General features: G+C 72.9%; 23 protein-coding genes, 1 pseudogene and 1 riboswitch. Of the genes and pseudogenes, 20 read left to right on the forward strand and 4 right to left on the reverse strand.

Annotated features, from left to right (window positions below; translation table 11 throughout):
- Nucleotides 1-195 precede the first annotated feature (195 nt).
- The 10 genes from rpe to ACZ4NB_RS04780 all read left to right on the forward strand — a co-directional run bounded on the left by rpe (nt 196) and on the right by ACZ4NB_RS04780 (nt 11,065).
- Complete coding sequence (gene rpe / locus ACZ4NB_RS04735) at nt 196-879, forward strand: ribulose-phosphate 3-epimerase (protein ID WP_407285839.1); 684 nt, start codon at nt 196-198, stop codon at nt 877-879.
- A gap of 217 nt (nt 880-1,096) precedes the next feature.
- Nucleotides 1,097-2,113: a sugar-binding transcriptional regulator gene (locus ACZ4NB_RS04740; RefSeq protein WP_399144071.1), complete on the forward strand. Its 1,017-nt coding sequence runs from the start codon at nt 1,097-1,099 to the stop codon at nt 2,111-2,113.
- 111 nt (nt 2,114-2,224) lie between these two features.
- Entirely contained in the window at nt 2,225-2,692 is a 468-nt protein-coding gene (locus ACZ4NB_RS04745) for a guanyl-specific ribonuclease (RefSeq protein WP_467658295.1), read from the forward strand.
- Nucleotides 2,693-2,711: 19 nt separating this feature from the next.
- The gene (locus ACZ4NB_RS04750) at nt 2,712-3,155 is read left to right on the forward strand and encodes a barstar family protein (protein ID WP_467658297.1); all 444 of its coding nucleotides are present in this window, start codon (nt 2,712-2,714) and stop codon (nt 3,153-3,155) included.
- 119 nt (nt 3,156-3,274) lie between these two features.
- The gene (locus ACZ4NB_RS04755) at nt 3,275-4,738 is read left to right on the forward strand and encodes a GuaB1 family IMP dehydrogenase-related protein (RefSeq protein WP_467658298.1); all 1,464 of its coding nucleotides are present in this window, start codon (nt 3,275-3,277) and stop codon (nt 4,736-4,738) included.
- A 404-nt stretch (nt 4,739-5,142) separates the two neighbouring features.
- A complete protein-coding gene (locus tag ACZ4NB_RS04760; protein ID WP_467658299.1) occupies nt 5,143-6,615 on the forward strand; it encodes an amino acid permease in 1,473 nt (490 codons plus the stop codon).
- Nucleotides 6,616-6,625: 10 nt separating this feature from the next.
- Nucleotides 6,626-7,081 (forward strand): Lrp/AsnC family transcriptional regulator, encoded by a 456-nt coding sequence (locus ACZ4NB_RS04765; RefSeq protein ID WP_393487901.1) that lies wholly within the window; start codon nt 6,626-6,628, stop codon nt 7,079-7,081.
- Between the two features lie 136 nt (nt 7,082-7,217).
- Nucleotides 7,218-8,156, forward strand: a complete 939-nt coding sequence (locus ACZ4NB_RS04770) for a LysR family transcriptional regulator (RefSeq protein ID WP_467658301.1) — start codon at nt 7,218-7,220, stop codon at nt 8,154-8,156.
- 256 nt (nt 8,157-8,412) lie between these two features.
- Nucleotides 8,413-9,228, forward strand: coding sequence for a carbon-nitrogen hydrolase family protein (locus ACZ4NB_RS04775; RefSeq protein ID WP_467658302.1), 816 nt, complete (start codon nt 8,413-8,415; stop codon nt 9,226-9,228).
- Nucleotides 9,229-9,364: 136 nt separating this feature from the next.
- Nucleotides 9,365-11,065 carry a flavin monoamine oxidase family protein gene (locus ACZ4NB_RS04780; protein WP_467658303.1) on the forward strand — a complete coding sequence of 567 codons (1,701 nt, stop codon included), beginning with the start codon at nt 9,365-9,367 and terminating at the stop codon, nt 11,063-11,065.
- A 165-nt stretch (nt 11,066-11,230) separates the two neighbouring features.
- Here ACZ4NB_RS04780 and ACZ4NB_RS04785 read toward each other — a convergent pair whose 3' ends face one another.
- Together ACZ4NB_RS04785 and ACZ4NB_RS04790 are read right to left on the reverse strand one after the other, a co-directional pair.
- Nucleotides 11,231-12,160, reverse strand: a complete 930-nt coding sequence (locus ACZ4NB_RS04785; protein ID WP_467658305.1) for an LLM class F420-dependent oxidoreductase — start codon at nt 12,158-12,160, stop codon at nt 11,231-11,233.
- Between the two features lie 164 nt (nt 12,161-12,324).
- Nucleotides 12,325-13,044 carry a DUF5995 family protein gene (locus ACZ4NB_RS04790; RefSeq protein WP_467658306.1) on the reverse strand — a complete coding sequence of 240 codons (720 nt, stop codon included), beginning with the start codon at nt 13,042-13,044 and terminating at the stop codon, nt 12,325-12,327.
- A gap of 222 nt (nt 13,045-13,266) precedes the next feature.
- Between ACZ4NB_RS04790 and ACZ4NB_RS04795 the strand changes: the two are divergent.
- The 3 genes and pseudogenes from ACZ4NB_RS04795 (at nt 13,267) to ACZ4NB_RS04805 (ending at nt 15,887) form a co-directional block, all read left to right on the forward strand.
- Nucleotides 13,267-13,711: pseudogene (locus ACZ4NB_RS04795) on the forward strand (phospholipase).
- A gap of 121 nt (nt 13,712-13,832) precedes the next feature.
- Nucleotides 13,833-15,221 carry a uracil-xanthine permease family protein gene (locus ACZ4NB_RS04800; protein ID WP_467658307.1) on the forward strand — a complete coding sequence of 463 codons (1,389 nt, stop codon included), beginning with the start codon at nt 13,833-13,835 and terminating at the stop codon, nt 15,219-15,221.
- Between the two features lie 174 nt (nt 15,222-15,395).
- Nucleotides 15,396-15,887 carry an acyl-CoA thioesterase gene (locus ACZ4NB_RS04805; RefSeq protein WP_467658308.1) on the forward strand — a complete coding sequence of 164 codons (492 nt, stop codon included), beginning with the start codon at nt 15,396-15,398 and terminating at the stop codon, nt 15,885-15,887.
- 26 nt (nt 15,888-15,913) lie between these two features.
- Here the strand turns inward: ACZ4NB_RS04805 and ACZ4NB_RS04810 are convergent, their stop codons facing one another.
- Nucleotides 15,914-17,140 carry an MFS transporter gene (locus ACZ4NB_RS04810; protein WP_467658310.1) on the reverse strand — a complete coding sequence of 409 codons (1,227 nt, stop codon included), beginning with the start codon at nt 17,138-17,140 and terminating at the stop codon, nt 15,914-15,916.
- Between the two features lie 70 nt (nt 17,141-17,210).
- On the opposite strand from ACZ4NB_RS04810, the gene ACZ4NB_RS04815 reads away from it, so the two are divergent.
- Complete coding sequence (locus ACZ4NB_RS04815) at nt 17,211-18,449, forward strand: ROK family transcriptional regulator (RefSeq protein ID WP_467658311.1); 1,239 nt, start codon at nt 17,211-17,213, stop codon at nt 18,447-18,449.
- Nucleotides 18,450-18,614: 165 nt separating this feature from the next.
- Here the strand turns inward: ACZ4NB_RS04815 and ACZ4NB_RS04820 are convergent, their stop codons facing one another.
- The gene (locus ACZ4NB_RS04820) at nt 18,615-19,379 is read right to left on the reverse strand and encodes an SDR family oxidoreductase (RefSeq protein WP_467658313.1); all 765 of its coding nucleotides are present in this window, start codon (nt 19,377-19,379) and stop codon (nt 18,615-18,617) included.
- Nucleotides 19,380-19,574: 195 nt separating this feature from the next.
- Nucleotides 19,575-19,705: riboswitch (FMN riboswitch) on the forward strand.
- Between the two features lie 185 nt (nt 19,706-19,890).
- On the opposite strand from ACZ4NB_RS04820, the gene ribD reads away from it, so the two are divergent.
- The 6 genes from ribD (at nt 19,891) to ACZ4NB_RS04850 (ending at nt 24,597) form a co-directional block, all read left to right on the forward strand.
- Entirely contained in the window at nt 19,891-20,985 is a 1,095-nt protein-coding gene (gene ribD, locus ACZ4NB_RS04825) for a bifunctional diaminohydroxyphosphoribosylaminopyrimidine deaminase/5-amino-6-(5-phosphoribosylamino)uracil reductase RibD (RefSeq protein WP_467658643.1), read from the forward strand.
- 1 nt (nt 20,986) lies between these two features.
- Nucleotides 20,987-21,631: a riboflavin synthase gene (locus ACZ4NB_RS04830; RefSeq protein ID WP_467658314.1), complete on the forward strand. Its 645-nt coding sequence runs from the start codon at nt 20,987-20,989 to the stop codon at nt 21,629-21,631.
- Nucleotides 21,628-22,281: a nicotinamide mononucleotide transporter family protein gene (locus tag ACZ4NB_RS04835; protein ID WP_467658315.1), complete on the forward strand. Its 654-nt coding sequence runs from the start codon at nt 21,628-21,630 to the stop codon at nt 22,279-22,281. Before ACZ4NB_RS04830 ends, ACZ4NB_RS04835 begins: the two co-directional genes overlap by 4 nt.
- A 124-nt stretch (nt 22,282-22,405) precedes the next feature.
- Nucleotides 22,406-23,734 carry a bifunctional 3,4-dihydroxy-2-butanone-4-phosphate synthase/GTP cyclohydrolase II gene (locus ACZ4NB_RS04840; RefSeq protein ID WP_467658316.1) on the forward strand — a complete coding sequence of 443 codons (1,329 nt, stop codon included), beginning with the start codon at nt 22,406-22,408 and terminating at the stop codon, nt 23,732-23,734.
- Nucleotides 23,735-23,804: 70 nt separating this feature from the next.
- The gene (ribH, locus tag ACZ4NB_RS04845) at nt 23,805-24,290 is read left to right on the forward strand and encodes a 6,7-dimethyl-8-ribityllumazine synthase (RefSeq protein ID WP_393495684.1); all 486 of its coding nucleotides are present in this window, start codon (nt 23,805-23,807) and stop codon (nt 24,288-24,290) included.
- A gap of 34 nt (nt 24,291-24,324) precedes the next feature.
- The gene (locus tag ACZ4NB_RS04850) at nt 24,325-24,597 is read left to right on the forward strand and encodes a phosphoribosyl-ATP diphosphatase (RefSeq protein WP_030412067.1); all 273 of its coding nucleotides are present in this window, start codon (nt 24,325-24,327) and stop codon (nt 24,595-24,597) included.
- Nucleotides 24,598-24,640 lie beyond the last annotated feature (43 nt).

Consider the following 24,640-nt stretch of genomic DNA (forward strand, 5'->3'; position numbering starts at 1 on the left):
GGCCTCTGGATGAGACGAATCAGAGTCTCCAGATCAGTCGGCTCGAAGGGGCCTCAAAGAACGAAAGCCCACAGGGGGACGCGGGACGGGGACGGACGGCGGACGGGGCGGGCGGCGCCGGGCCCGGTGGGCGAGGAGGCCGCCCTGGGCGGTCCCGGCTCCGGCTCCGCCGGGCCAGGACGCCATACTGGTCCCATGGCCTTGATCAACCCCAGCATCCTGTCCGCAGACTTCGCCCGGCTCGCCGAGGAGGCGAAGGCCGTCGAGGGCGCCGACTGGCTGCATGTCGACGTCATGGACAACCACTTCGTCCCGAACCTCACCCTCGGCGTGCCGGTCGTCGAGTCGCTGAGCAAGGCGACGGACACCCCGCTCGATCTGCATCTGATGATCGAGGACCCGGACCGCTGGGCGCCGCAGTACATCGAGGCCGGGGCCGGGTCGGTGACCTTCCACGCGGAGGCGGCGGCCGCGCCGGTGCGGCTGGCGCGGGAGATCCGGGCCAAGGGCGCGCGGGCGTCGATGGCGCTCAAGCCGGCCACGCCCATCGAGCCGTACGAGGACCTGCTCCCCGAGCTGGACATGCTGCTGATCATGACCGTGGAGCCGGGCTTCGGCGGCCAGGCGTTCCTGGACATCATGCTGCCGAAGATCCGCCGCACCCGTGAGCTGATCTCCCGGCACGGGCTCCAGCTCTGGCTCCAGGTGGACGGCGGGGTCTCCGCCTCGACGATCGAGCGCTGCGCGGAGGCCGGCGCCGACGTGTTCGTGGCCGGTTCGGCGGTCTACGGCGCGGACGACCCGGCCAAGGCGGTGCGGGACCTGCGGGAGAAGGCCGAGGCGGCGACCGCGGCGGCGGGCTGGGGCTGCGCGCACTGATTCGGGATACGGGGCCGGCGGCCCGGACGGTGCGCGCCACGGGGATGCCCTCGTGGCCCGGCCGCGCCGCCCGTTGTCCGGGGCGCAATCGAGCGTTCACGACCGTCGAGGCGCCGATGGTCCCCGTTGGCCTCGGGTTTCTGAAAGGATGAGCAAAGACTCGATCAGATGCGCCAAAGGGGAGAATTTCGTGGTAGCCAGCCGCCCACAGTCCGGAATGGGCCCTGCCGAGCTGGTGCAGGCTGCGGCCATGGCCCGCCGTTTCTATCTTGAGGGAAAGTCGAAGATCCAGATCGCGGAGGAGTTCGGCGTCAGCCGCTTCAAGGTCGCGCGGGTGCTGGAGACGGCACTGGAGCGCGACCTCGTACGGATCGAGATCCGGGTGCCCTCCGAACTGGACGCCGAGCGCTCCGACGCCCTGCGGGCCCGCTACGGCCTGCGGCACGCCGTGGTCGTCGAGTCGCCCGCGGACGCTCCCCCCGCCTTCGGCGGCCAGACCCCGCCCGAGGACGCCGCCGACCCCGAGAACCTCGGTGAGGTCGCGGCCGACCTCCTGGGCGAGCTGGTCACCGAGGGCGATGTGCTCGGGCTCGCCTGGGGCCGGTCGACCATTCACATGGCGGCCGCGCTGCACCGGCTCCCGCCGTGCACCGTCGTGCAGTTGACCGGGGTGTACGACGCGGGCACCGCCGACCGCGGCTCGGTCGAGGCGGTGCGCCGCGCGGCCGACGTCTCCGGAGGCGAGGCGCACCCGATCTACGCGCCGATGCTGCTGCCCGACTCGGCGACCGCCGAGGCGCTGCGCCGGCAGACCGGCATCGCCCGCGCCTTCGAGTACTTCGACAAGGTCACCGTCGCCTGCGTCTCCATCGGCTCCTGGGAGCCGGGCGTCTCGACCGTCTACGACATGCTGAGCGAGCAGGAGCGGGAGCACTACGCCTCGCTGGGCGCGGCCGCCGAGATGTCCGCGCACCTCTTCGACGCCGAGGGCCGCCGGATCGGCCGGGACCTGGGCGAGCGGTGCATCACGGTCGAGGCGGACCGGCTGCGCCGCATCCCGGAGGTCGTCGCCATCGCGGGCGGCCGGCGCAAGGCCGCGGCGATCGGCGCGGTGCTGCGCTCCGGGCTGGTGACGAGCCTGGTCACCGACACCGCCGCCGCCGACCACCTGCTGCTGGAGACCGGCCCCGGGCCGCGGCCGGCGCTGGACCGGGCGGATCCCGACGGGGCGTGACGCCCACCGGGTGGCGGCGGAGCCCGGCCACCCCCGACGCGCTCGCCGCCGTCCACCCCCGAGGCGCCCATCGGCGAGCGGCTCGTCCGCGCCTGTGACAGCATCGGCGCCATGGAGATCCACTCCGTCCCGCGCCGAGCCGCCGCCGTCCTCGGCGCGCTGCTCGCCGGTCTGCTCCTCGTCCTCGCCGGATGTGCCACCGGCGGTGGCGGCAAGGGGAGTTCGCCCGGATCGCCGCGGGCCGCGGCCACCGTCGCCACCCCCGCGCCGGGCACCTCCGCCGTCCCCGACTGGGCGCGTGGCATGCCGGTCGTCCCGGTCGGCGCACTGCCCTCCCAGGCGCGCGACACCCTCCGGCTCATCGACGCCGGCGGGCCCTTCCCCTACCGGCAGGACGGGACCGTCTTCGGCAACCGCGAGCGGCTGCTGCCCCGTCAGGCGCGCGGCTACTACCACGAGTACACGGTCCCCACCCCCGCCTCGCCGGACCGCGGCGCCCGCCGCCTGGTCACCGGCCGGGGCCACGAGACGTACTACACCGACGACCACTACCGAAGCTTCAAGGCGGTGCTGCGATGACCGGCAAGGCGGTACGGCGATGACGGGCACGGTGCCGCGGCCGCTGAAGGCGGTGCTCGACGGCAGTACGCCCCCCGGGGTGCTGACCTGGCCCGCCGAGCGCCCGGTGGCCGACGCCCTGGCGGCCGCCCGGGACGCCGGCTGGACCGGTGCGTCGCTGGAGCTGGACGGCGCCCGGGACAAGGCCGCCTTCCTGCAGCGGTGCGCCGACGCGCTGCGGCTGCCGTCGTGGTTCGGCCACAACTGGGACGCGCTCGCCGACTGCCTCACCGACCTGTCGTGGTGCCCGGCCGACCGCGGTCGGCTGCTGGTCGTCACCGACTGGCAGGGCTACGCGGCCGCCGCCCCCGACGACTGGAGCATCGTGGAGTCCGTCCTCGCGGACGCGGTCGGCTACTGGCGGGACACGGACACCGGACTGGCCGTGATCATGGCCCGCGGGCGGGGCCGGCAGGGGGCGTAGCGGCCTGACCAGGGGCGGCCCGGATACGGGGCGGATGCCCCGTTGGCGGATCGCACACACGGCCCAGCGGCGGCTCGGACAATCGTATGAGCCCTGGTCAGGGCCCGTATCCTGGCCATATGCGATTCCTGAATCCGAAGAACGGCGCGCTCGAAGAGAGTTCTTCGGTGCCCTACGACCTGACCTACGACGATGTGTTCATGGTGCCCGGCCGCTCCGCCGTGGGCTCCCGCCAGGGTGTCGACCTGTCCTCGCCCGACGGCAGCGGCACGACCATCCCGCTGGTGGTCGCCAACATGACGGCGATCGCCGGCCGCCGGATGGCCGAGACCGTCGCCCGCCGCGGTGGCCTGGTCGTCATCCCGCAGGACATCCCGATCGACGTCGTCACCGACGTGGTCACCTGGGTCAAGCGCCGCCACCTGGTGCTGGACACGCCGATCGTGCTCTCCCCGGTCTCGACCGTCGCCGACGCGCTGGCGCTGCTGCCCAAGCGGGCGCACGGCGCGGGCATCGTCGTCGAGGGCGGCCGTCCGGTGGGTGTCGTCACCGAGCACGACCTGGCCGGGGTGGACCGCTTCACCCAGGTCGCCGAGGTCATGTCCAAGGACCTGCTGGTCCTGGACGCCGACATCGACCCCCGCGAGGCCTTCAACCGCCTCGACGCCGCCAACCGCAAGCTCGCGCCCGCGGTCGACGCGGACGGCATGCTGGTCGGCATCCTGACCCGCAAGGGCGCCCTGCGCGCCACCCTGTACACCCCCGCCACGGACGCCAACGGCAAGCTGCGGATCGCCGCCGCCGTCGGCATCAACGGCGATGTGGCCGGCAAGGCCAAGGCGCTGCTGGACGCCGGCGTGGACACGCTCGTCGTGGACACCGCGCACGGCCACCAGGAGTCGATGATCAGCGCGATCAAGGCCGTCCGGGCGCTGGACCCGCAGGTCCCGATCGTGGCGGGCAACATCGTCGCCGCCGAGGGCGTCCGCGATCTGATCGAGGCCGGCGCGGACATCATCAAGGTCGGTGTCGGACCGGGCGCGATGTGCACCACCCGCATGATGACCGGTGTCGGCCGGCCGCAGTTCTCCGCGGTGCTGGAGTGCGCCGCCGAGGCCAGGAAGTACGGCAAGCACGTCTGGGCCGACGGCGGTGTGCGCCACCCCCGCGACGTCGCCATGGCGCTGGCCGCCGGCGCCTCCAACGTCATGATCGGCTCCTGGTTCGCCGGCACGCTCGAATCGCCCGGCGACCTCCAGCACACCGCCGACGGCCGCCCGTACAAGGAGAGCTTCGGCATGGCCTCCGCGCGTGCGGTGCAGCGGCGGACGAGCGAGGAGTCGGCCTACGACCGGGCCCGCAAGGGGCTCTTCGAGGAGGGCATCTCCACGTCCCGGATGTTCATCGACCAGGCGCGCCCCGGCGTCGAGGACCTGATCGACTCGATCATCGCGGGCGTCCGCAGCTCCTGCACCTACGCGGGCGCGGCCTCCCTGGCCGAGTTCACCGAGAAGGCCGTGGTCGGCGTGCAGAGCGCCGCCGGCTACGCCGAGGGCAAGCCGCTCCACGACAGCTGGAGCTGATCCGCCACGGGGCCGCTCAGCGGCTCCGCCGGTCCGGTTCACCGGCCCCGCACCGTTTCGGTGCGGGGCCGCTCGCGTATCCGGACACCGCTCGGCCGGGTGTAGGCACCACGGGTGTCCACCCCTCGGACACCGACCTCGCCGACCGCCCGACCGCCGCCCGAAACGCAACGAACCTCCGCCCTTCACCGTGGCGCGCAACGATCATTCGCAGTTGCGCAAGGAACCCGCATTACGGCAGCTCAGCGGCGGAACGTAGGGTCCTCGCTAGTACGTGGAGTGGCGGAGACCGCCTGCTCGGCGGTCTCCTGCTGCAGGTGGCTTCGGCATGCCTGCAACCTGGCCGCTGCCGGTCGCCGTCCTCCGAACCCGCCTTGACCGGCAGCGATGAAGGAGCCACCCCAGTGTTGGAGCACGGCGCAGCCCCACCCGCAGGGGACCGCGACACCCAGCCACCCGTCCCCGGAGGTCTCGGCACCCGGCTGATGCGGCGCAAGCCGGTCGAGCGGCTGGTCGCCGAGGGCGGCAAGGGGGAGGGCGGTTCGCTCCGCCGCTCCATGGGCGTATGGCAGCTGACCATGATCAGCATCGGTGCCACGCTCGGCACCGGAATCTTCGTGGTCCTCGGCACGGCCGTGCCCGACGCCGGGCCCGCGGTCGTGATCTCCTTCGTCCTCGCCGGCATCACCGCGCTGTTCTCGGCGCTGTCGTACGCGGAGCTGGCCGGCACCATCCCGGTCTCCGGATCGTCCTACTCCTACGCCTACGCCACCCTCGGCGAGCTGGTCGCCTGGGTCTGCGGCTGGTGCCTGATCCTGGAGTACGGCGTCTCGGTCGCGGCCGTCGCGGTGGGCTGGGGCGAGTACCTCAACGAGCTGCTCGACGGCCTCTTCGGCTTCACCATCCCGGACGCGCTGTCCGCGCCGCCCGGCGACGGCGGCATCTTCAACCTGCCGGCGCTGCTGGTGGTGCTGCTGGCGATGGTGTTCCTGCTGGGCGGTGCCAAGGAGAGCGCCCGGGCCAACACCATCATGGTGGCCGTCAAGATCGTCGCGCTGCTGCTGTTCTGCGGTGTCGCCATCCAGGGCGTGCACTCGGGCAACTACGCGAACTTCATGCCGATGGGCATGGCGGGCGTCAGCGCCGCGGGCGCGACCCTGTTCTTCTCCTACATCGGCTTCGACGCCGCCTCCACCGCCGGCGAGGAGGCCAAGAACCCGCAGCGCGACCTGCCGCGCGCGATCATGCTCTCGCTGGTGATCGTCACCGCCCTGTACTGCCTGGTCGCGGCGATCGCCGTGGGCGCGATGCCGTGGCAGAAGTTCAAGGGCTCCGAGGCCGCACTGGCCGGGATCATGAAGGCGGTCACCGGACAGAGCTGGTGGGCGGTGCTGCTCGCCTTCGGCGCGGTCGTCGCCATCGCCAGCGTCGTGCTGACCGTGCTCTACGGCCAGACCCGGATCCTCTTCGCGATGTCCCGCGACGGCCTGGTGCCCAAGGTCTTCTCCAAGGTGCACCCCAAGAGCGGCGCGCCGCGCGCCAACACGGTGATCGTCTCGCTGTTCTGCGGAGTGCTCGCCGCCGCGGTGCCGCTCGGCCAGCTGGCCGACGCCACCAGCATCGGCACCCTCTTCGCCTTCGCGCTGGTCAACGTGGCCGTGATCGTGCTGCGCCGGAAGAGCCCCGACATGCCGCGGTCCTTCCGTACGCCGCTCTCCCCGCTCTTCCCGGCGATCGGCTTCCTGCTGTGCCTGTGGATGATGTACAGCCTGGAGACGGTGACCTGGGTGGTCTTCGGTGTCTGGATGGCCGTGGGCCTTGTGGTCTACTTCGGATACGGCATGCGCCGCTCCCGATTGGCCACATCAGAGAAGTGATCCACCCGCAGTGCGACTGAACGATCTCGACGAACGCATCGTCCACGCCCTCGCCGAGGACGCCCGCCGCAGCTATGCCGACATCGGCCAGGAGGTCGGGCTGTCCGCACCGGCCGTCAAGCGCCGGGTGGACCGGCTGCGGGCCGACGGAGCGATCACCGGCTTCACCGTACGGGTGGACCCGGCCGCGCTCGGCTGGGAGACCGAGGGCTACATCGAGATCTACTGCCGCCGCAACACCTCGCCCGAGGCGATCCACCGCGGCCTGTCGCGCTACCCGGAAGTGGCGTCCGCCTCCACCGTCACCGGTGAGGCGGACGCCATCGTCCAGGTCTTCGCCTCCGACATGCGCCACTTCGAGCGGGTGCTGGAGCGGATCGCGGGCGAGCCGTTCGTGGAGCGGACGAAGTCGGTGCTGGTGCTGTCGCCGCTGCTGCGGCGCTACAGCTCGGGCGCGCCGGGCTAGGGCGGCGCCGGGCCAGAGCGCGCCGGGCCAGGGCCGTTCGCAAAGCCCCGCCCCGCCCGGCCCGCGACGCCCGGCACGGCGCCTGCGCGCGGCACTAGAGTCCCGTGGGTTGACCCCCACGCAAGGTAGGGACTCCATGACTGCGCGAAACGCATCCGTCGACCTCAACCTGCTGACGGCGCTGGACGCCCTGCTGGAGGAGGAGAGCGTGACCTCGGCCGCCGACCGGCTCGGGCTCTCCGGGCCCGCCATGAGCCGCGCCCTCGGCCGGATCCGCCGGACCATCGGCGACCCCGTCCTCGTCCGCGCCGGCCGCACGATGGTGCCGACCCCGCGCGCCCTGGAGATCAGGGCCGAGGTGCGCCGGCTGGTGGAGGCCGCACACGGTGTGCTCGCACCGTCCGCGCCCGCCGACCCGGCCCGGCTCGCCCGGATCTTCACCCTCAACGCCAACGACCTCTTCGTCACCGCCCTCGGCCCCCGCCTGGTCGCCCTCGCCGCCGAGGAGGCCCCGCAGGTCGTACTGCGCTTCCTGGGGGAGAGCTATATCGACGTGCCGCTGCTGCGCGACGGCATCGCGGACCTGGAGCTGGGCGTCATCGACAGCCGCGAGCCGGAGATCCGTACGGAGGAGCTGTTCACCGATCGCGCGGTCGCCGTGGTGCGCGACGACCACCCGCTGACCACCGTCAAGCTCACCCCCCGCCGCTACGCCGAGGCCGCGCACCTCAACGTCACCCGCCGCGGCCGGCTCACCGGCCCCGTCGACGCCGCGCTCGCCGAACTCGGGCTGCGCCGCAAGGTGATCGCCACCGTACCCACCTTCGCCGCCTCCCTGATGATGGTCCGCGACAGCGATGCGGTCGGCCTGACCGGCGAGCTGGCCGCGGCGTCGGCGATCCGCGCCCTGGGCCTGCGCACCCTGCCGATCCCGGTCGACCTGCCGACAATGACCATGGAGATGGCCTGGCACCCGCGCCACGAGGCCGACGCGGGGCACCTCTGGCTGCGCGACCTCACCCGCCGCGCCGCCGCGCAGGCGATCGGCGCCGCACCCGCCGCGGCGCGACGGTGAAGCAGCCGCTCTCCAGGATCCCGAAGGGCGCCGACACCGCGCCGGGAGGCAGGTCCTCGGTCCTGCCCCCGCCGTCCCACGGCGCCCCGGGTGCGCCGGTCCGACCTGCGGGAACGCCGGGCGCAACGAATCGCCGGGGTCTCGCTTGAACGCGCAATGAATCGTCCATCGGCACGCAACGGTGGCGCCTTGTCCGGAATCGTCGCCGCCCCGTACCGTCAATGCGTCCCGCCCGAACCGTCCGCCGAGGGGTCCCATGACGTCGCTGCACACCGCCCTGCTCCAGAGTTCGGGCCGGCCCGGCGATGTCGCGCACAACCTGCGGGTGCTCGGTGACGCGGCCCGCGCGGCGGCCTCGACCGGCGCCGGACTGCTGGTCTGCCCCGAGCTGTTCCTGACCGGTTACTCGATCGGCGGCGATGTGCACCGCCTCGCCGAGCCCGCCGACGGCGACAGCGCCCGGGCCATCGGCGAGATCGCCGCCGAGCACGGCATCGCGGTGCTCTACGGCTACCCCGAGCGCGCCGGCCACGACGACCCCGACAGCGCCGCGGTCTACAACTCCGCACAGCTCATCGGCCCCGGCGGCGAGCGCCTGGCGAACTACCGCAAGACCCATCTCTTCGGCTGCTTCGAGCGCGAATGGTTCACCCCCGGCGACCGGGCGGTGGTCCAGGCCGAGCTGTCCGGCATCCGCATCGGCGTGCTGATCTGCTACGACGTGGAGTTCCCGGAGAACGTCCGGGCGCATGCGCTGGCCGGCACCGATCTGCTGCTGGTGCCCACCGCGCAGATGCACCCCTTCCAGTTCGTCGCCGAATCCGTCATCCCGGTCCGCGCCTTCGAGAACCAGATGTACATCGCGTACGTCAACCGGGTCGGCGAAGAGGGCGAGTTCGAGTTCGTCGGCCTGAGCTGCCTGGCCGGCCCGGACGGTGTCGTACGCACCCGCGCCGGCCGCGGCGAGCAGCTGGTGCGGGCCGACGTGGACGCCGCCTTCCTGAAGGAGTCCCGGGCGGAGAACCCGTATCTGCACGACCGGCGGCCCGAGCTGTACGGCCCGCTGACGTGACCTGACCCGCCCACCCCGTCCGCCGCGGGCCGGCCCGCGCCGCCCTGCCCGCGCCGCCCTGCCCGCGCTGCCCTGCCTGCGCCGGGCGCCCCGCCCCGCCCGCTCAACCCTGCCCTGCCTGCGAGGAGTCCGCCCGATGACGTCCACGGTGCCCACCGCCGCCCACCACGCGGATGCCCAGCCGCCGATCACCATGTTCGGCCCGGACTTCCCGTACGCCTACGACGACTTCCTCGCCCACCCCGCGGGCCTCGGCCAGATCCCCGCGGTCGAGCACGGCAAGGAGGTCGCGATCATCGGCGGCGGCCTCTCCGGCATCATCACCGCCTACGAGCTGATGAAGATGGGCCTCAAGCCCGTCGTCTACGAGGCCGACCAGATAGGCGGCCGGCTGCGCACCGTCGGCTTCGAGGGCACCGGCACCGAGGGGGCGGGCCTGACCGCCGAGATGGGCGCCATGCGCTTCCCGCCGTCCTCGACGGCGCTGCAGCACTACATCGACCTGGTCGACCTCAAGACCACGCCGTTCCCCAACCCGCTGGCGCCGGACACCCCCTCCACCGTCGTCGACCTCAAGGGCGAGTCGCACTACGCCGTCACGGTCGACGACCTGCCGCAGGTCTACCGCGACGTGATGAACGCGTGGAACGCCTGCCTGGAGGAGGGCGCCGACTTCTCCGACATGAACCAGGCGATGCGCGAGCGCGATGTGCCGCGCATCCGGGAGATCTGGGCGCGGCTCGTCGAGAAGCTCGACAACCAGACCTTCTACGGGTTCCTCTGCGACTCGGAGGCGTTCAAGTCCTTCCGGCACCGTGAGATCTTCGGCCAGGTCGGCTTCGGCACCGGCGGCTGGGACACCGACTTCCCCAACTCCATCCTGGAGATCCTGCGGGTCGTCTACACCGAGGCCGACGACCACCACCGCGGCATCGTCGGCGGCAGCCAGCAGCTGCCGCTGCGCCTGTGGGAGCGCGAGCCGGCGAAGATCGTGCACTGGGCGCCCGGCACCTCGCTGTCGTCGCTGCACGACGGCACCCCCCGTCCCGCCGTGACCCGGCTGCACCGCACCGCCGGCAACGCCATCACCGTGACCGACGCCGACGGCGACATCCGCACCTACGAGGCGGCCGTCTTCACCGCGCAGTCCTGGATGCTGCTGAGCAAGATCGCGTGCGACGACTCGCTGTTCCCCATCGACCACTGGACGGCGATGGAGCGCACCCACTACATGGAGTCGTCCAAGCTCTTCGTCCCTGTGGACCGGCCGTTCTGGCTGGACAAGGATGAGGACACCGGCCGGGACGTGATGAGCATGACGCTCACCGACCGGATGACCCGCGGTACGTACCTCCTCGACGACGGCCCGGACAAGCCCGCCGTGATCTGCCTGTCGTACACCTGGTGCGACGACAGCCTGAAGTGGCTGCCGCTGGACGCGAACGAGCGGATGGAGGTCATGCTCAAGTCGCTGTCGGAGATCTATCCGAAGGTCGACATCCGCAAGCACATCATCGGCAACCCGGTCACCGTCTCCTGGGAGAACGAGCCCTACTTCATGGGCGCGTTCAAGGCCAACCTGCCCGGCCACTACCGCTACCAGCGGCGGCTGTTCACCCACTTCATGCAGGACCGCCTCCCCGAGGACAAGCGCGGGATCTTCCTCGCGGGCGACGACATCTCCTGGACGGCGGGCTGGGCCGAGGGCGCGGTGCAGACCGCGCTGAACGCGGTGTGGGGCGTGATGCACCACTTCGGCGGCAGCACCGATGCCACCAACCCCGGACCGGGCGACCTGTACGACGAGATCGCCCCGATCGAACTGCCGGAGGACTGAGCACCACCGCAGCACTGAGCACCACCGCAGGACCGCGGACAAGACCACCGCGGACGACAGGACTGCGGACGAGGGGCCCGGCACACCGCCGGGCCCCTCGTCGCTTGCCCGGACCCATCGGATACGGCCTAAGGGCCTGTCCGATGGGTCGGGGTCGGAAAGGCCCTAGACCCCGGCCGCCCGCGCCGCCGCGTACACCTCCGCCGCGAGGTCCTTGAGCTCCTGCGCGTCCCGGGCCCCGCCCTGGAGATCGACGAGGACCTCCGCCACGCCCACCGCGGCGTGCGCAGCCAGATCCTCGGCGATCTGCTCGACGCTGCCCTGGAACGGCTTGCGGTCCGGGCCGTCGTACGCCTTGGGGGTGTGCTGGGTGTTCACCCGCAGCACGCTGCGCACCGGCACGTCGCGCCCCCGCTCGTCGGCCAGGTCCTGCACCTGCCGCCACTGCTCGGCCAGCTTCTTCGCGCCCATGCCGACCGGCATCCAGCCGTCCGCCCGGTCGACCAGCCGGCGCAGCGCGCGCGGGCTGTTGGCGGGCAGCAGGATCGGGATCGGCCGCTTCGGCTTGGGCCCGACGACCGACGGCGCGATGGTGGTCAGCGGCCCCTCGTACGCCACCGGGTCCGGGCCCCACACCGCGTGGCAGACGTCGATCAGCTCGTCGAGCACCTTGCCGCGCCGGTCGAACGGGGCGACGGCGGCGGCCGCGTACTCGTCCCGCGACCAGCCGGTACCCAGGCCCGCGACCACCCGGCCGCCGCTCGCCGCGTCCAGCGAGGCGAGGCCGCGGGCCAGCTGGAAGGGCACATGCAGCGGAGCGATCAGGACGCTGGTGCCCAGCCGGGCCCGTTCCGTGGCGGCCGCGGCCAGCGTGAGCGTCACCAGCGGGTCGGCCACCGAGCGGTACTGATCGGGCCAGGGCAGGCCCGGGATGCCGTACAGCCCCTGCGTGGCGGGCTCGGGGAACAGGATCCGCTCGAAGACCCACAGGCTCTCGTATCCGATGTCCTCCGCCGCCCGCGCCACATCGGGGACGTCGGGTCCGATGTCGTACTGCCGCATCTGCGGAAGGCCCAGACCGAGTCGGATGCCCATGTACGCACTCCTTCGTCTCAGATGTTCCCTTGCTCCGCGCGTTCTCGGCCAACGTAGCGCCGTCCCGGGGAGGTTCAAGGTTGAAACACGTCGATGTGGCGGACCGGGGAGCGCCGAGCGGGCTGGGCGTGCCGGGGAAGGCGGGGCGCGGACGACGGGGCGGCTCAGCCGGGCAGCGGCGTCAGCAGCATCCGCCCCACCAGGCCCACCCCGGCGTCTAGCCGCTCGGTGAACTCCGCCGCCACCTGGGGCAGTCCGCGCACGCTCCACAGCGCCCGGGCCGCGACCCAGGCGCCGTCCCTGGCCTTGTCCAGGCTCCACGACCCGATCAGATGCGTCAGCGGATCGGCGACGTCCAGCACGTCGGGGCCGGGCATCAGCCGCTCCCGGATCCGCTCCTCCAGACTCGCCAGCACCCCGCCCACCCGGTCGAAGTCGCCCTCCAGCACCTGCGGTTCGCACTCCAGCGCCCGGCAGGTGTCCAGCACCGCGAGCGCCAGGTCGTGGCCGATGTGGGCGTTGATCCCGGCCAGCGCGAACTGCAGCGGGCGCACGCCGGGGTGGCGGCGCAGCTGGAGCAGCGGCCGCCAGCAGGCCGGGGGCCGCAGCCCGGCGGCCGCGGCGTCCACCGCGTCGAAGTAGCGCCGCGCGAAGCGGAGATCCAGCTCGCCCGCGGCCTCGGGATCTGCGAACCCGCCGTGGGCCAGGCGCCGGGCCACCGCTTCGGTGACGGTCAGATAGACGCCGTTGAAGACGGCCACCCCGTCCTCCGGGGGCAGCGCGGCGTCCAGCTCCCGCATCCGCGCCAGCACCTCCGCCACGCCCGTGGCGGCCGCATTCCTCGGCGGGTCGTGGTCGTCGCCGCATTCCTGAGTCGTCGTCATCCGTTCAGCGTGACACCGGCATGACGGCTGACGGCACCGCCCGGTTGCCGATGCCCGAAACGGGGTAATAACCGGCGCGCCCTCTTGTGACTCCGCCCGGCACATGGCGGGCCTTCCGGCGAGCCGGGAAAGCGGGCGCGACGCCTTGGTAAAAACCCCTCCCCCTTTCGGCATCCAGGATGCGCCGTGGTGAACACGGCGCAGAATTCCGGAGGTCGGCGTATGTCCCGAAGACTCTCCGCCGCGCTGTCGGCCCTGATCGCACCGCTGCCGGCCGTCGCTCCGGCGCCGGCCGTACCCGCCGACAAGCCCCGGGTGCTGCTGAGTTGGACGCAGACCAGCGCGGCCGGTTACGGCGGCTGGGTGGCGGCCCACGGCGACCGGACGAAATGGTCCGCGTACGCATTCGACTGGTCCACGGATTACTGCTCCAAGTCGCCCGACAACCCCTGCGGCTTTCCCTTCGAGATCTCCTGTGCGCGGCACGACTTCGGCTACCGCAACTACAAGAGGGCGGGTGCCTTCACCGCCAACAAACCACGGCTGGACAGCGCGTTCTACGCGGATCTGAAACGGGTCTGCGGACGCTGCTCCGGTGGCCGGAGGGCCTCCTGCAACAGCCTGGCCCGGGACCTACTACCAGGCCGTCCGGAGACTCGGCCGCTGAGGCGGGCGAAGATAAGGCGGCGCGGCCGTGGCGGCCCGCGGTTTTGTTCGGCGGGAATCGTTCGGCTATTAATCACCTCGGCTCTGTGACGTGCAGGGCGTCGCAACAATGGAGTGTGATCATGGCGGGCTTCGGGTGGAAGCTGCACGGAGATGGCAAGCATCTGCAGCCCGGTGAGGTGGTCAGGCCCGGCGAGCGGCTGACCTGGGGGCGGACGATCGGCCTCGGCGCCCAGCACGTCGTCTCCATGATCGGCGCATGCTTCGTCGCCCCGGTGCTCATGGGCCTGGACCCCGGCCTCGCCCTGATGGCCTCCGGGGTGGCGACGGTGCTGTTCCTGGTGATGACCCGTGGCCGCATCCCCAGCTACCTGGGTTCGTCGCTGTCCTTCGTGGGCGTGTCCGCGGTGATCGCGGGCCAGGGAGGCGACGCCGGAACCCTGACCGGCGCGATGTTCGTCGTGGGCGCCTGCCTGGCCGGCTGCGGTATCGCCATCCACGTCCTGGGCGCCCGGGTGATCCACGCGGTGCTCCCGCCCACGGTGACCGGCGCGGTCGTCATGCTCATCGGCTTCAACCTCGCCCCCGTCACCGCCTCCGCCTACTGGCCCCAGGACCAGTGGACGGCCCTGGCCACGATGCTCTTCACCGGCCTCGCGCTGGTCGTGCTGCGGGGCTTCTGGTCGCGCATCGCGATCTTCCTGGGGCTGGTCTTCGGCTATGCGCTGTCCTGGGTCCTGGACCGCACCGCGGGAAAGATCCACTCGGTCGACGGCTCGGGCAAGCTCACCGACCACTGGCGCATCGACTTCTCCGGGGTCGCCAAGGCCGACTGGATCGGCGTCCCCACCTTCCACGCGCCGAACTTCTCGGCCTCCGCGATCCTGGTCGCGCTGCCCGTGCTGGTGGCGCTGGTCGCGGAGAACGCGGGCCACGTCAAGGCCGTCGGCGAGATGACCGGCGATCCGCTCGACGACAAGATGGGCATGGCCATCGTCGCGGACGGCACGGCGACGATGCTCTCGACGGCGGTCGGCGGCCCGGCCACCACGACGTACGCCGAGAACATCGGGGTGATGGCCGCGACCCGCGTCTACTCGACGGCGGCCTACACCGCGGCGGCGGGCTTCGCGGTGCTCTTCGGCCTGTGCCCGAAGTTCGGCGCGGTGGTGGCCGCGATCCCCGGCGGCGTGCTCGGCGGCATCACCGTCATCCTGTACGGCATGATCGGCCTGCTCGGCGCCCAGATCTGGGTGCGGAACAAGGTGGACTTCACCGTCCCGCTGAACCTCATCCCCGCCGCGGCCGGCATCGTCATCGCCATCGGCGGGGTGGCGCTGAAGTTCACGGAGCACTTCGAACTGAGCGGCATCGCCCTCGGCACCCTCGTCGTGCTCACCGGCTACCACTCCCTGCGCTGGCTCTCCCGGGCGACGGCGGCCCCGCGGCAGGGTTCGCTCCTGGACGGCGGGACCACCGGCTACGACGGCGGCGCGGGTACGTCCGACTGAGGCCACCGGCGGGGCCGCCGCCTCGTACGGGGACCGCACGCGGCCGCGGGCCTGCCGGGTGCGGCCGGGCCGCGGCCGCCGTGACGGAGCGTGGGCCGGTGGGCAAAGCTTTCTAAGCGGCCGCTTACGATGGCTCCGCACACCGACCCCGAAGAACCCCTGGAGCAGTCCCCCGTGAGCGTCGAACCCCTGCCGGCCGCCGACCCCGTCCCGTATGGGCAGCTGGTCCCCGTCACCGTCCACTTCGACGACCTCGACGCGCTCGGCATGCTCCACAACTCCCGCTACCCGCTGCTGGCCGAACGCGCCTGGTCGGAGTACTGGCACGGCCGGGGCTTCCGGTTCGACGGCGACTGGGCGGCCGCCGGGGACATGTGCAACGTCATCAAGGAGATGCGGGTCTCCTACGAGCGGCCGATCACCAGCCCGGGCCGCCACGCCGCGCACCTGTGGGTCGAACGCCTCGGCCGTACCGGTCTGACCTACGGCTTCCGGCTCTGCTCGGCCGACGGCGCGACGACCTACGCCCAGGGCCACCGGGTGCTCGTCCGGGTCGACTCCCAGACGCTGCGGCCCACCCCGTGGTCGGACCGGGCCCGGGCGATCGCGACGGAGCTGCTCCGGCCGGAGACGGACGAGCGGTCGGCGGAGGCGGACGCGGCCTGAGGCCGCGGGGCGCCGCCCCCGACGGGTCATGACCGTTCCAGCTCGCCCGTCGCCGCGGGGGCGCCGCTCGCCGTACGCCCCGGGACCCGCAGCACCCCAGCGCCCACGACCAGGCCGAACGCCAACGCGGTGACCAGCGCGAACGACACCGTCAGCGAGGTCGCCTGGGCGATCGTGCCGATGGCGGACGGGGCGATCAGCCCGGAGGTGTAGGTGATCGTGGCGACGCCCGCGATGGCCTGACTGGGAGCCGGGCCGCTGCGGCCGGCCGCGGCGAAGGCCAGCGGCACCACGACCGCGATGCCCAGGCCCATGAGGCCGAAGCCGACCATGGCCGTCGCCGGATGCCGCGCGGTGACGATCAGCAGCCCGCCGGCCGCCGCCAGCGCACCGCCGGCGCGCACCGTACGCACCGCGCCGAAGCGGGCCACCACCTTGTCGCCGGCCAGTCGCGCCACGGCCATGGTGCAGGCGAAGGCGGTGGTGGAGGCGGCCGCCAGGCCCGCGTCGGTGCCCAGCCGGTCGCGGAGGTAGACCGCCGACCAGTCCAGGGCCGCGCCCTCGGCGAAGACCGCGCAGAACCCGATCGCCCCGATGACCAGTGCCGATTTCGGCGGCAGCGCGAAGCGCGGCGGCGGATGCTCCTCGGGGGCGCTGCGCAGCTCCAGTACGCCCCGGCAGGCGAGCGCGCCGAGCAGGGTCAGTACGAGTGCGGCACCGGCCAGGTGCAGCCGGGCGTCCCATCCGGCGTGTGCGGCGACGGTGCCGGCCGCCGAGCCGAGCAGCGCGCCGGCGCTCCACATGCCGTGCAGCCCCGACATGATCGGCCGGCCGAGCCGGTCCTCGGTCTCCACGCCCAGCGCGTTCATCGCCACGTCCGACATCCCGGAGGCCGCCCCGTACGCCAGCAGCGCCGCGCCCAGCGTGTACAGGCCGGGGGAGAGGGCGGGCAGGACCAGGGACAGGGTCCACAGCGCGAGCAGGCCGCGCAGCGCGGCGCGGGCGCCGAAGCGGTGGCTGATCCGGCCGGCCAGCGGCATCGCCAGGGACGCGCCGATCGCCGGGAAGGCCAGGGCCAGGCCGAGCTGGCCCGGGGAGATGCCGGTGTGGTCCTGGATCCAGGGGATGCGGGTGGCGAAGTTGCCGGTGACGGAGCCGTGGACGAGGAAGACGAGGGCGACGGCCCGGCGTGCGCGGCGCAGTCCGTCGCGGGGGAGGGGGGTGACGTCGTCGGGGACGCCGTTGCCAGCCATGCGGCGTAAACTATCAGGAACCCTGCCTGATAATAAGGGTGCCGTCCCGGCCGGATGAAAGGATCCCGTCATGCATCCACCGCGCGCGGCGACCGCCGGCCGCACCGCCTCCCCGACCACCGCTCGGCTGATCAACGATCGGCTGGCGCTGCAACTCCTGCAGTCCGAGGGGTCGCTGACGGCAGGTCAGCTCAAGACGCTGACCGGTCTGTCCCGGCCGACGGTGGCCGATCTCGTCGAGCGCCTCCAGGCCGCCGGGCTGATCGCCGTCGTGGGGGAGAGCGGGGCACAGCGGCGCGGGCCCAACGCCCGGCTGTACGGGATCGTCGCCGACCGGGCCCATCTCGTCGGCCTCGATCTGCGCACGCACAGCGCCACCGTCGCGGTCGCCGACCTGCTGGGCCGGGTGCGCGCCGAGCGCACCGCCCCCATCGGCCCGGACGACGCCCCGGACGCGGCGGTCGCCACCGCCCTCGCCGCGGTCGACAAGGCCCTGGCCGCGGCCGGCGCCGAGGCGCCGCACACCCTCGCCGTCGGCGCCCCCGGCCTGGTCGACCCCGCGACCGGGCGGCTCGGCGGCACCGACGGGATCTCGTCCTGGCACGCCGCCCTGGTCGGCGCGCTGCGCGAGCGGACGGCGGCACCGGTCCTGCTGGAGAACGAGGCCAACCTCGCCGCCATCGCGGAGCGGCGCGACGGCGCGGCCCGCGACCGCGACACCTTCGTGCTGCTCTGGCTGGGCCACGGCACCGGCGCCGCGGTCGTCCTGGACGGCGCGCTGCGGCGCGGCGCCTCGGGGGGCGCCGGCGAGATCGGCTTCCTGCCCGTCCCCGGCACCCGGACGCTGCCCTCCGCGAGCGGCTGCGACGGCGGCTTCCACTCCCTGGCGGGCTCCGCCGCGGTCTGCGCCCTCGCGGCGGAGCACGGCATCGGGCCCCTGGCGGACGCGGAGGCGGACCCCGGCCCCCTCGCGGACTCGCCGCCCGCCGAGGCCCTGGTCCGCGCCGCCGTGGCCGGCGGTGCGGCCGGTGCCGGGTTCCTCGACGCGCTGGCCGGGCGGATCGCCCTCGGCGCGGCCGCCGTCTGCGCGGTGCTCGACCCCGGCTGCGTGGTGCTCGGCGGCGAGATCGGCCGGGCCGGCGGCGATCCGCTCGCCGACCGGGTCGGGGACCGCCTGGCCCGCCTCTCCCCGCTGCGTACCGAGGTACGCGCGGGGACCGTCGGCGGGCGCGCGGTGCTGCTCGGCGCGGTGCTCGCCGCCCGCGACGCCGCCCAGAACGAGCTGTTCGGCCCGGTGGCGGGCGGATAGGGCGGCCGGGGCCGCCGGTCCGGCGGGGGCAGGGCGGACCGGCCCCCTGGTGACGGGCTCGGGTTCCGGGACATCCCCTGGGGGGCGGGCGAACAGATCCCGTAGGGGACGCGCGGGCCCCCTGCGGGGCCACAACGTGGCGGGGCAGAGGGGTATTCCCAGGCCCTACCCCGCCCGCTCCGCCAGGAACTCGGCGTAGGTGCGCCGCCCCTCGGCGTGCTCCGGCGCGAGGTTCCCACCGCGGCGCAGTGCGGCGGCGGTCGCGCCCGGCAGCCGCACCGGCACCAGCAGCCGGTGCCGCCCGCCGGCCGCCAGCGTGGTGCGGGCGAGATCCCGGGCCGTCAGTACCTCGGGGCCGCCCAGGTCCGGGACCCGCCCGGCCGGCGCCCCGGCCGCCAACTCGGCCAGCCGGTCGGCCACTTCGCGCACCTCGACCGGCTGCACCCGTACGCCCGAAGGCACCGGCAGCAGCGGCGAACGGGCGCCCGCCTTGACCAGCTGGAGCACCAGATCGTGGAACTGCGTCGTCCGCAGCACCGTCCAGCCGAGGCCGGAGTCCGCGATCAGCTGCTCCACCGCGAGCTTGGTGCGGTAGTAGCGCAGCGGTACCCGGTCCACGCCGACGATCGAGATGTAGAGCAGATGCCCCACACCGGCGGTTCGCGCCGCATCGAGCAGATGGCCGGCGGCCTCCGCGTCGCCGCCGGCCGGCGTTGTCGCACAGTGCACGACCGTGTCCACGCCCGCCAGCGCCTCGGCCAGGCCGGTGGCGTCTTGCAGATCGACCGCGTACGACCGCAGGCGCGGCCGTTCGGTACCGGTGTGCGGGCGCCGGCTCAGCGAGCGGACGTCATGACCGTCTTCGAGCAGGCGGTCGACCAGGGGCCGTCCGAGCGTGCCCGTGCCGCCGGTCACCAGAATTGTCGCCATCAGGGATCAGTCCTCGGGGTGTGCGGGGATGCCTATGTACGGAAGACGGGCGCGTGCCGTCCCCGCTATGACGGTTCAGCCGAAGCGGCCGTGACACCTGCGACGCGCCGTGAGCTGTGAGGCAGCCCACAGGGCTTCGCTCGCATGGCCGACGATCGGCCGTGGCAGACTGAAGCTGTACTGACATAAGAGCAGCAGCGCACTCCGGGGTCGGTGTAATTCCGAACCGGCGGTTATAGTCCGCGACCCGTCCGCAGCCAGCGGCCGGTTGAGCAGGTGAAATTCCTGCACCGACGGTGAAAGTCCGGATGGGAGGCAGTGCGCGGCGGGCGAGCATCGGTACACCGCCGTCGGCGGCGCGCCCGGGTCGTTTCCCGGGTGAGCCCTCTTTTCCGGCCTCGGTGTCCCCGTTGCGCGTTTCCGCTTCTGTCGTCCTGACAGCCCCGGAGTCCGTGCCTGAAAGAGGCAGGAGGACCCGGTGGCCACCGCAGCCCCCGTCGAGACCGCGGCGATGCGCCGAGCCATCGAGCTCGCCGCGCGCGGCCTCGGGCACACCAGCCCCAACCCCGTCGTGGGCTGTGTCGTCCTGGACTCCGCGGGCCGTACGGTCGGCGAGGGCTGGCATCAGCGGGCCGGCGGACCGCACGCCGAGGTCCACGCGCTGCGCGCCGCCGGTGAGCGGGCGCGCGGCGGCACCGCACTGGTCACCCTCGAACCCTGCAACCACACCGGTCGCACCGGCCCCTGTGCCCAGGCGCTGATCGACGCCGGCATCGCCCGGGTCGTCTACGCCGTCTCCGACCCCGACCCGACCGCCACCGGCGGCGCCGTCACCCTGGCCGAAGCCGGCATCGACGTCGAGGGCGGACTGCTCGCCGACGAGGCCGCGGCCGGCAACGAGGCATGGCTGACCGCCGTGCTGCGCCACCGCCCCTTCGTGCTGTGGAAGTACGCCGCCACCCTCGACGGCCGGATCGCCGCCGCCGACGGCACCAGCCGCTGGATCTCCTCGCCCCAGTCGCGCGCTGACGTGCACCGGCTGCGGGCCGCCGCGGACGCCGTGATCGTCGGCTCCGGCACCGCCCGCGCCGACGATCCGCAGCTCGCCGCCCGGGTCGACGGGCCGACCGACGACGGGATCAGCCAGCCGCTGCGGGTCGTCGTCGACTCCGGCGCCACCGCCGTCAAGGCCGGCGCCCGTGTCCTGGACGGCGCCGCGCCCACCCTGATCGCGGTCGCCGAGGACGCCGACACCGCCCACCTCGACGGCCTTGTCCCGCTGGTCCGGCTGCCGCGCGCCGCCGACGGCCCCGGGCTGTCCGTCCCCGCACTGCTCAAGGCCCTGTACGCGCGCGATGTCCGCTCCGTACTGCTCGAAGGCGGGCCCACGCTCGCCGGGGCCTTCCTCGCCGCCCAGGCCGTCGACAAGGTCGTCGGCTATCTCGCGCCGGTGCTGCTCGGTGCCGGACCGGCCGCCGTCGGTGACGCCGGAATCACCTCCATCGCCCAGGCGTTGCGCCTCGACGTGACCGACACCGAACGGCTCGGCCCCGATCTGCGCATCACCGCCACACCCATCCGCCACACCCTCCACGAGGAGAACTGAAGTGTTCACCGGAATCGTCGAAGAACTGGGTGAGGTCGTCGCCATCGAGGACCTCGGCGACAGCTCCCGCTTCCGACTGCGCGGCCCCGTCGTCACCGAAGACGCCAAGCACGGCGACTCGATCGCCGTCAACGGCGTCTGCCTGACCGTCGTGGACACTGCCGACGGTGAATTCACCGCCGATGTGATGGCCGAGACCCTCAGCCGCTCCAGCCTCGGCGCGCTGAGCGCCGGCTCGCGGGTGAATCTGGAGCGCCCGATGGCGCTCGGCGGCCGGCTGGGCGGGCACCTCGTCCAGGGCCATGTGGACGGCACCGGCACCATCGTCGAGCGCACCCCCGCCGAGCACTGGGAGATCGTCAAGATCGCGCTGCCGGCCGCACTGGCCCGCTACGTCGTCGAGAAGGGCTCCATCACCGTCGACGGCGTCAGCCTCACCGTCGTCGACGCCGCCGACGACTACTTCACCATCAGCCTCATCCCCACCACCCTCGCCCTGACCACCCTGGGCATCAAGAAGCCCGGCGACCCGGTCAACCTGGAGGTCGACGTCCTGGCGAAGTACGTCGAGCGGCTGCTCACCCGGGGCACGCCGCAGGCCGCGGACCTGACGGACGTCGAGGAGATCAAGGAGATGGACCGGTGAGCGTCCTCGACCCGCTGAACGGCGTGGCCTTCACCGCCTTCGGCCAGCACGTCATCTGGTCGGACATGATCGGCAACACCATCGGTCTGGCCGCCCTGGCGCTCGGCTGGCGGCGCTCGATCTGGACCTGGCCCGCCCAGTTCCTCTCCGGCGTCATCCTCGTCGCCGCCTACGCCTCCGCCCACCTCAGCGGCGGAGTCGGCAAGCAACTCCTCGTCATCGGCGTGGCGATGTGGGGCTGGCGGCAGTGGCAGCGCGGCCGGCGGCAGGCCCAGGACGGCTCCATCGCCGTACGCTTCGCAAGCTGGCCCGAGCGGGCCGTGCTGCTGGGCGGCACGGCCCTGGGCACCGCGGCCGTCGGCACGCTCTTCACCCTGATCCCCCAGCTGTCCTGGAACCCCTGGCCGGACGCCTACATCTTCGTCGGCACGCTCGCCGCGATGGTCGCCCAGGCCCGCGGACTGGTCGAGTTCTGGTGCGCCTGGCTGCTGGTCGACCTGGTCGGCGTCCCGCTCGCCTTCAGCAGCGGCCTGGCCTTCTCCGGCCTCGTCTACGTCGTCTATCTCGCCCTCGTCGTGTGGGGAATGCGCGACTGGTGGCTGCGCTCGCGCATCGCCGACCGCACCGTCCTGGAAGGAGCACTCTCGTGAGCGACGCACACGCGGCCGCCGGGCCGCAGACAGCAAGGAAAGTCGCACCTCTGCGCCGCGTGGGCGGAGATGGGGGCACCGCCCAGGCCGTACAGGCACTGGGGGAGAACAAGGGGGCAGCGGCATGACCGCACTCAAGAGCTGGTACGACGAGGATGCCGAGGCCCTGGCGCTCGACCCCGTCGAGCAGGCCATCGCCGATATCGCCGCCGGCCGCCCGGTCGTCGTCGTGGACGACGAGAACCGCGAGAACGAGGGCGACCTCGTCATCGCCGCGGAGAAGGCCACCCCCGAGATCGTCGCCTTCATGATGAGCGAGTGCCGCGGACTGATCTGCGCCCCCATGGAGGGCCCGGAACTGGACCGGCTGGAACTCCCGCAGATGGTCGAGCACAACACCGAGTCGATGCGGACCGCCTTCACCGTCTCCGTCGACGCCACCGCCGCGCACGGCGTGTCCACCGGCATCTCCGCCGCCGACCGCGCCACCACCCTGCGGCTGCTCGCCTCCGGGGAGTCGGTGGCCGGCGACTTCGTGCGGCCCGGCCACATCTTCCCGCTGCGCGCCCGGCCCGGCGGCGTACTGGTCCGCAACGGCCACACCGAGGCCGGTGTCGACCTCGCCCGGCTGGCCGGACTGCGCCCGGCCGCCGCCATCGTGGAGATCGCCGGCGAGGACGGCACCATGCTGCGGCTGCCCGAGCTGGTGCCGTTCGCCCGCAAGCACGGCCTGTCGATCATCTCCATCGAGGACCTGATCGCCTACCGGCGCTCGTCCGAGCCGACCGTCCGCCGCGAGGCCACCACCCGGCTGCCCACCGCGCACGGCGAGTTCACCGCGTACGGATACCGCTCCACGGCCGACGGAGTGGAGCACATCGCGCTGGTCGCGGGCGAGCTCGGCGACGGCGAGGACGTCCTGGTCCGGGTCCACTCCGAGTGCCTGACCGGCGATGTCTTCCACTCCCTGCGCTGCGACTGCGGCCCCCAGCTGGAGGCGTCGCTGCAGCGGATCGCCGAGGCCGGCCGCGGTGTGGTGATCTACCTCCGCGGCCACGAGGGACGCGGCATCGGGCTGCTGTCCAAGCTGCGCGCCTACGAACTCCAGGAGCGCGGCCGCGACACTCTGGACGCCAACCTCGAACTGGGGCTGCCCGCCGACTCCCGCGACTACGCCGCGGGGGCGCAGATGCTCCAGGACCTCGGCGTGCGCTCGCTGCGCCTGATGACCAACAACCCCGACAAGACCGCGGCCCTGGTGCGGCACGGCCTGAAGGTCACCGGCCGGGAGCCGATGGCCGTCCAGGCCGGCGAGCACAACCTGCGGTATCTGCGCACCAAGCGGGACCGGATGGGCCACGACCTGCCCTGGCTCCCCGGTACGAGCGCGGGCTCCACCGGAGCGGCCGACGCCGTGCCCCCGGCCGACGCCACGACCTGCGACAACCAGTAGCCCCGCCCCCGGGCGGCCACCGACACCCACGTCACCACCATCGACCACCACCACCCGTACGAGGAGAACCGTGAGCGGCAAGGGCGCACCCGAACTGACCGTGAAGAACTGTGGCGACCTGCGGGTGGCCGTCATCGCGGCGCAATGGCACGAACAGGTGATGGACGGCCTCGTGGACGGTGCGCTGCGCGCCCTGAACGAGCTGGGCATCAGCGAGCCCACGCTGCTGCGGGTGCCCGGCGCCTTCGAGCTGCCGGTCGTCGCCAAGGTCCTGGCGGGCCGCGGCTATGACGCGGTGGTCGCCCTCGGGGTGGTCATCAAGGGCGGCACCCCGCACTTCGACTACGTCTGCCAGGGCGTCACCCAGGGCCTGACCCAGGTCTCGGTCGACACCGGCGTCCCCGTCGGCTTCGGCGTGCTGACCTGCGACACCGAGCAGCAGGCGCTGGACCGCGCGGGCCTGGAGGGTTCCTCCGAGGACAAGGGGCACGAAGCGGTCACCGCCGCGGTCGCCACCGCCGCGACGCTGCGCACCGTGTCAGAGCCCTGGCGCTGAGCGGAGGGGCCGACCGCGTAGGGTGGTGGCCATCATGTCCAAGAAGACGTTCGAGGAGCTCTTCGCCGAGCTCCAGCAGAAGGCCGCCACCGGCGACCCCGCCACCTCCCGTACCGCCGAGCTGGTGCAGGCCGGTGTCCATACGATCGGCAAGAAGGTCGTCGAGGAGGCCGCCGAAGTCTGGATGGCCGCCGAGTACGAATCCCATGAGGCGGCCGCCGAGGAGATCTCGCAGCTCCTCTACCACCTCCAGGTCATGATGGTCGCCAAGGGCATCTCCCTCGACGACGTCTACGCCCACCTCTGAGCCCCCTTCCCGGCACCCACCCAACACCCTTCAGCTGCAAAGG

The sequence above is a fragment of the Streptomyces sp. NPDC026575 genome (assembly GCF_055567415.1).